This is a genomic window from Paenibacillus sp. J22P165 (assembly GCF_059692015.1).
This window is the reverse complement of record NZ_JCAUAP010000019.1, coordinates 108,879-115,136: the sequence shown is the minus strand read 5'-3', so window position 1 is coordinate 115,136 and position 6,258 is coordinate 108,879. Positions and strand designations below refer to the sequence as shown.

The 6,258-nt window shown below is 42.8% G+C and carries 6 protein-coding genes; all 6 read right to left on the bottom strand.

Features of this window, described 5'->3' with window-relative positions:
• Positions 1-285: 285 nt before the first annotated feature.
• Entirely contained in the window at positions 286-2,433 is a 2,148-nt protein-coding gene (locus AC58QM_RS32345; RefSeq protein ID WP_497288859.1) for an ABC transporter transmembrane domain-containing protein, read from the bottom strand.
• A gap of 161 nt (positions 2,434-2,594) precedes the next feature.
• Complete coding sequence (locus AC58QM_RS32340; RefSeq protein ID WP_497288858.1) at positions 2,595-3,065, bottom strand: hypothetical protein; 471 nt, start codon at positions 3,063-3,065, stop codon at positions 2,595-2,597.
• A 170-nt stretch (positions 3,066-3,235) separates the two neighbouring features.
• A complete protein-coding gene (locus AC58QM_RS32335) occupies positions 3,236-3,619 on the bottom strand; it encodes an aspartyl protease family protein (RefSeq protein WP_497288857.1) in 384 nt (127 codons plus the stop codon).
• Positions 3,616-3,873, bottom strand: a complete 258-nt coding sequence (locus AC58QM_RS32330; RefSeq protein ID WP_497288856.1) for a hypothetical protein — start codon at positions 3,871-3,873, stop codon at positions 3,616-3,618. Before AC58QM_RS32330 ends, AC58QM_RS32335 begins: the two co-directional genes overlap by 4 nt.
• 127 nt (positions 3,874-4,000) lie before the next feature.
• On the bottom strand, positions 4,001-5,608 hold the full coding sequence (locus AC58QM_RS32325; protein WP_497288855.1) for a glycosyl hydrolase family 18 protein: 1,608 nt from the start codon (positions 5,606-5,608) through the stop codon (positions 4,001-4,003).
• 128 nt (positions 5,609-5,736) lie between these two features.
• Positions 5,737-6,096, bottom strand: coding sequence for a response regulator transcription factor (locus AC58QM_RS32320; protein WP_497288854.1), 360 nt, complete (start codon positions 6,094-6,096; stop codon positions 5,737-5,739).
• Positions 6,097-6,258 lie beyond the last annotated feature (162 nt).

Genomic DNA, 6,258 nt, shown 5'->3' with positions numbered 1-6,258 from the left:
AGATTTTGCAATCTCTTTTATAGTCGATTACTCGACTGTGCTTACTCACTCGTTGTTCAGTTTTCAAAGATCAATTTCTTTCGTTCACTGCCGTGTTACCGAAGCAGCGAGAAGTAATATACCATGTTTACTTTTAATGTGCAACTACTTTTTTTCGAGTTACTTTCAGTTACTCTCGCCAGCCTGTCTTGCGGCCGGAGTGATAATATAGCATGGTTTCGACAAGGAATGCAATGTTTTATTTTTCCATTTCAAAATTAATTTCATCCCCTCCTTCACCTTCAATTAACTCCGCTCCGACAAAGACTGATTCAATTTCGCCTTCATATCTCCGTAGCGATCCAGCAGAGGCAACAATTGCTTACGTGTAAGCGAGAGCAGCGTGCAATCCGTTAACGCCGTAATGTTGGCATTGCGGGGCGCATCCTTCAGCAAAGCAATCTCTCCGAAATGGTCTCCATCCTGAAGAACAGCGACCCTTATGTTCTCGCCTTCGGCATTCCTTTTTGACACTTCTACTTTGCCCCTTACAATGATGTACAATTTATTACCCGCTTCACCTTGGCGGAAAACATACTGGCCACTGGTCATTTTCTCCGTCATCAGTAAATCCTTAATCTCGTGCAACAGGTCTTCGTTCATATATGTAAAGAATGGCATCTGTCGCAAGCGTTCAACTTCAACAACTACTTCTCCCGTGTGGGAGAGTTGGAAGCCTTGCTGCTTTTGCCACAGACTGTGATAGGCCCCTTGTCGCTCTAACAACTCCTGATGGGTTCCGTACTCGATAACTTTCCCTTCATGGATGAAATAGATGAGATCCGCATGTGAAACGGTCTTTAAACGGTGCGAAACCGCAACAACGGTACGCCCTTGATTAGTCCGAGTTATGGTCTCGTTCAGTGCTATCTCGGACTCGGGATCAAGAGAAGCAGCTACTTCGTCCATAAATGTCAGCTCATTCGAACGCAGCAAAGCGCGCGCAATCGAGATCCGGTGCCGCTGACTAACGGACAGATTGGCCCCATCATTTTCAATCCACGTATCGTAGCCATTCGACATTTGCATAATCGCTTCATGAACACCGACCGCAAGCGTAGCTTCAAGAAGCTCTTCCTCGGTGGCATCGGGATGCCCGATCAGTAGATTGTCGCGTATCGTCGTATTGAATAGATAAGGTTCTTGAAAAATAACACCAGCTTGCGTAAGCAGCGAAGACAGCTGAATCTTACGAAGATCAAGGTCATCCACTTGGATAGAGCCTTTTTGCGGATCATAGAAGCGCATGAGCAGTTGAAGCAACGTGCTTTTGCCTGAACCACTAGGACCCACCAATGCCACATAGCTGCCAATGGGAATCGATAAGGTTAAATCCTGAATTATTGGATGTGTCTCCGTATAACCAAAGGTAACATCATCAAACTTAATCTCGTTGGCCAACGAGGGATTCCGAGAAGCTTGCTCATCATCATCCAAATCTGGCTTGATCTCGAGTACTTCGTTAATGCGCCGTATGCCAACCTCACCCTCTATTAGATCAGGCACAACCTCCATGAATTGAATCACAGACACGCCCACCGTATCAAAAACCGAATAAAAGGCAATTAAATCTCCGATCGTCATCGTTCCTTGGAACGTGAAATAACCCCCTAAACCTAGGATAATCACGTTAATAACGGATAACACCATGATCGGAAGACGCTCAAGATTGGAATTAATGAAGCTTCGCTTCACCCCTAGACGAAACCAGACTTGCAGTTGCTTGTTGAATCTATTTTTCATAGACTCCTGCAGTTGAAAGCCGCGAATGACCTTAAAAGCCTTCATTTCCTCATCCATATTATTCGAAAATGACTCTACGATCCCAACGTACTCCTCGTTGTAGCGCTGCGCGCGTTTATTCAGTAGTTTTTGCGGGACGAACATGAAGATAACTCCGACAAACGCCACAAGCGCCAATTTCCACTCCAAAACAAACAAAATGACGGTCCCCACCACCATGCTGAGGCTCGCCAAAATAAGCGTCGAAAACGTCTGCATCATCGCATGCTCTACCGCTGGAATATCCATGGTGAACCGCGCGACAATATCCCCGATCCGATACCGCGAAAAGAAATGAGCAGAAAGCTTCTGCGTCTGTTCGTAAAGATCCTTGCGCAGCCCGATGAGAATGGTCTCGTTTAATTTGGACATCGCATAATCGCCGCCGACACCAATCAATAAGTTCAAGACCCCGCCTATCAGCAAAGCCGACAGCAGCCCGAAAAAAATGGTCATATTGCGAGGCGTGATCGCATCGTCAATTAAATATTTGATACTTAATGAGGTAAAGTACTCAAAACTAAGTTCAAATAGGAGAGCTACTAGAAACACAGCGAATATTTTTTTGCTGCTCGTTAGGTATTTCAACACGGATCGGTACAAATAGAGCATGAAGGGTTTCAGCGCCTTTTCATATAGTAGATGGGATACGAGAAACTAGTTCCTAATACCTATAGTTTACCATATCTGATTTGTGCCCGGGAATGATTTCCTTAACCTTATTAAATAAAAAAAATAAAACCTCATCACTGTGGATGAAGCCTCACTACAGACTATGAAATTTCAATTATTGTTAAGCTAGCAAAATCAATTCGCAGCACGGAACCGCTAGGAATAGGGGCCGGCTGAGCAAAGATAAGCTGGATCTTGTCCCCAAAACGGAAATATTCCGTGAACAACGTAGAAGTCACGTAGATTGTATCCAAGCTATTTGCGTTGAAATTGGTCTGCGATGAGACTAGGGTTCCCCCATTCCTTCTCACTTCAAAACGAACGAGCGGATTCGGATTACTTGGAGGTGGAAATGCCACGTTTGAAAGTTGAATCGTGAATTGACATTGAAATAATCTGGATTTTTTGATCGTTAGAGTATCCGTCCCTGGATCGAACACGATGCCACAGCCATGCTGTGCACTATTCAAATTAACAACTAATGGAACAAAAGAGTTACCATCCACGAACTGCGGCAGAAAATCATTGGTAACATAGATAAATATTTTCTCACATTCATCCTTATCTGACATAACGGACACCCTCCTACTACTCTTTGCAATATTAAATGAGAATGTAGGGTTGTTTGTGCTAGACGGGAGATGGTTTTGGGGATAAAAAAATAGAAGAGGCTCGGTTGAGTTCCTCTTCTATTTCTTCTCATTTGAGTGCGCTCCCCTGTCGAGGTAGGGGTTAAATGAAATCAATCAATTCTTAGTTCTTTAAAATCAACCCTTAGACCAACAGAGGTTATAAAATCTATACCTAGTATGCCATCAAAACCATAGGGCTCTCTTGTCATACCCAATTGTAATTTAAAAGATGGAAGAATAATGTTTCCTATTTCCAAATCAAATACATTCTGTTCATAGCACAACTCACTTGCACCGCCAACTCCATACATTCTTTTGGCAGTTCCATTTATCAAATCGAGAGATAACCCGATATTGGCAACTAAATCTGTATCAAAAATTGTTGAACTGCACCCTGTATCAAATAATACGTTCCTCATTTCAAGTGTTCGTTCCTGATAACTCAGTGAAAATGCAACTACAGGTAATCCATTCTCAATACGAAGCTCCATCATGGTTTGCGAATCCCCGAAAAGAATTCCTCAATCACTTCTATTTCTTGCTTACTAGTGTGAAAGACATAAAATTCACGTTCAGGGTTCTCCTTATGGTGAAGTTTATACCCATCCCAAGCCTGAATTGGATTATCAAACTCTTCTACAACTGTCATTTCTTCAATTGTACGTAAGCGATTCTTTGAAACTGCTTTGATGGCTTCTACTAAAACAAAACGACTGGGGTAATGACAGCAAATTTCAGACCACTTCATATCACACAGCCCCTTAAAATAATCAGTTTCAATTAGTATAACATACATCTATATTTCAATGCTGCTTTATCCCATTGTATGGTATCCGCTATTAACAGATTTAGATTAATAAAAAAAGGAGCTAGGTTCATGAACCCAGCCCTCCAACTCTCTCCCAATCCGATTTCGTATAGTTCCCCATGTACCACAACGAAACACCTTGCAGATCATAGAATTTGGCGAGCCAAATCTTCTTGGCTATACTCTGCGAGTCTTCGTAGTACAAGACATGACTACCCCGTTCGTCTGCGAATGTAGCTTTCTTCAAGAAATACGGCATTGCCCACGTGCTATCCACACCTGGCATCGTCAACCTTTTTTCAACATCTGCAATAGCTGGGTTAAGGGCCGATCCAGTTACGCCAGATGCGGTTATCCACTGGTTAGCTTGTTTGGAAATGCCAAGAACAAGCTTCTCCTTCGGTATGGATTGCAGCGCTGCCATCACCGTATCGTTCACTAAAGGTAACGGAGCCGATGGCAACATGTTATCGTCATGTGTGAAGTCGTAAGCCATAAGGATTACCGTGTCAGCTAGCTTACCGATCTCTTTTAAATCATACCCCTTATAATAATAGGTCGGAGGAACAGCTACGGACAATGTGAGCGAACCTAACTGACTTTTCAACGCCTGAAGAAATTGGGTATAGTCAGCCGCACTTGCTGCATCCTTTAACCCTTCAAAATCAATGCTTACCCCAGTAAACGAGTAGGCTGGATCTTTCAAAGTACGGAGCAAGGATGCGATAAAGGCCGTCCGGGCAGCTTGATCCTTCAGGAAGTCTATTAAATTAGCGCCATCATAGAAAACCATCAATTCCTTCGTGATTTGAGCCGCATTCGCAGCAGCAAGGACTTCTTCATAGCCACTCGGCACACGATTAACCGTCGAGCTGATATTCAATGAAGCTGTCCCAGCAGTGCTGTAGGACAAGTTGGACCAACCTAATATGACGTGAGAAAGCTTATTCATCTGCTCAATTGCAGAATAAGACTGAATTGCATAATATCCTGTGACATCGATCTTTTGCTCGGCAATACGCTTATCAGTTAAACGATAGATAACCGCTGCGGCCTGTTTGCGAATCAAGGACTGCTTCGGGTTAAATCCTGCCTGATCTCCCTCCATAATGCCACGATGCGCTGCATAATACACATATGGCTTCATAGCTTCGTTCATTGCCGAATCATCCTTAAATCCTCTAACGATTTGCTCGTTCATCCAATCCGAGGTTAGCCATTGTTGGCGCGCCTTCTCGCTTTCGGAATCTAGCAAAGATTTCCCTACGAGCATCGCAACTTCTTCTCTAGTAATCGTCTGCTCAGGATGAAATAAACCAGCTTGATCTATCAAGTTATCTAACCATTTCCGTTCATAAACAGCAGAAATATATGGAGCCGACCAGCGGTCCTTCGTAACGTCTGCGGGGGTACGCCCAATGGCGGCTTTATTCTCTATTTTACCTGCCATAACGAGTAACTTAACGAAAGCCTCTCTAGACAGATCATTATTGGGACGATACGTTTGATCCTCGTAGCCGTTAATAATACCTAATGCGGATAGTGTATAAATCGGATCCTTGGCATAATCTTGTTCTTCATCCTGAAAGGGCTTGAGTTGCACATCGTAAGCAAAAGCATTATTTGCAAACAATAGGACAAACAGCGTGCCTAGTAAAATTGTCTTTTTCCACATAATCTACTTTCCTTTCCCTCTATATAGAGCCGTCGCTAGCTTTGAATTTATAGCAACATAATAATAGACGAAATAAGAGAGTGTTAGTTCCGCTAAATAATGTAAAAAAAAGCAGAAGATGATATCTCCTACTTCTTCTCACTTAACGGATTGCCTTCACGAAAATAGATAACGTGGTTAAACAACAGCGAAAGTAATTTTCGCATCGATTTGATACCTGCTTTGTTCATTATATTAGCAAGATGAATCTTGACCGTTTTTTCACTAATCCTGCAACGTTCGGCAATTTCGTAATTGGAGAAACCATAGATAGCGACCATCAAGAATATCTCCGATTCCCGTTTCGTGATGTGATACCTATTTGAAAAGACATCCATAGACGTGCCCGTTTCCTGAAACAATCTATGGTTCATTTGCTCATAGTCAGTTCCAGTGCCTCTTGATCCAAGCATTTCGCTATGTTTCCTATGCTGTAAATCATCCTTCAAATCGTAGTCCCTCCTACTCAGGGTTACGTTCCAATAACATTCGAATGGGCATATATAAACTCAAGATTAGAAGAATGCCACCAAGTACGTTCCACAATATCATCAACATTTGGACATGCCTCCCTCGGAATTTCATAAATCCTCTACTCTCATTATAGATGA

Coding starts and splice junctions, on each gene's coding strand:
- AC58QM_RS32340 (WP_497288858.1), bottom strand. CDS start 3,065: ATGTCAGATAAGGATGAATGTGAGAAAATATTTATCTATGTTACCAAT.
- AC58QM_RS32330 (WP_497288856.1), bottom strand. CDS start 3,873: ATGAAGTGGTCTGAAATTTGCTGTCATTACCCCAGTCGTTTTGTTTTA.
- AC58QM_RS32335 (WP_497288857.1), bottom strand. CDS start 3,619: ATGATGGAGCTTCGTATTGAGAATGGATTACCTGTAGTTGCATTTTCA.
- AC58QM_RS32325 (WP_497288855.1), bottom strand. CDS start 5,608: ATGTGGAAAAAGACAATTTTACTAGGCACGCTGTTTGTCCTATTGTTT.
- AC58QM_RS32345 (WP_497288859.1), bottom strand. CDS start 2,433: ATGCTCTATTTGTACCGATCCGTGTTGAAATACCTAACGAGCAGCAAA.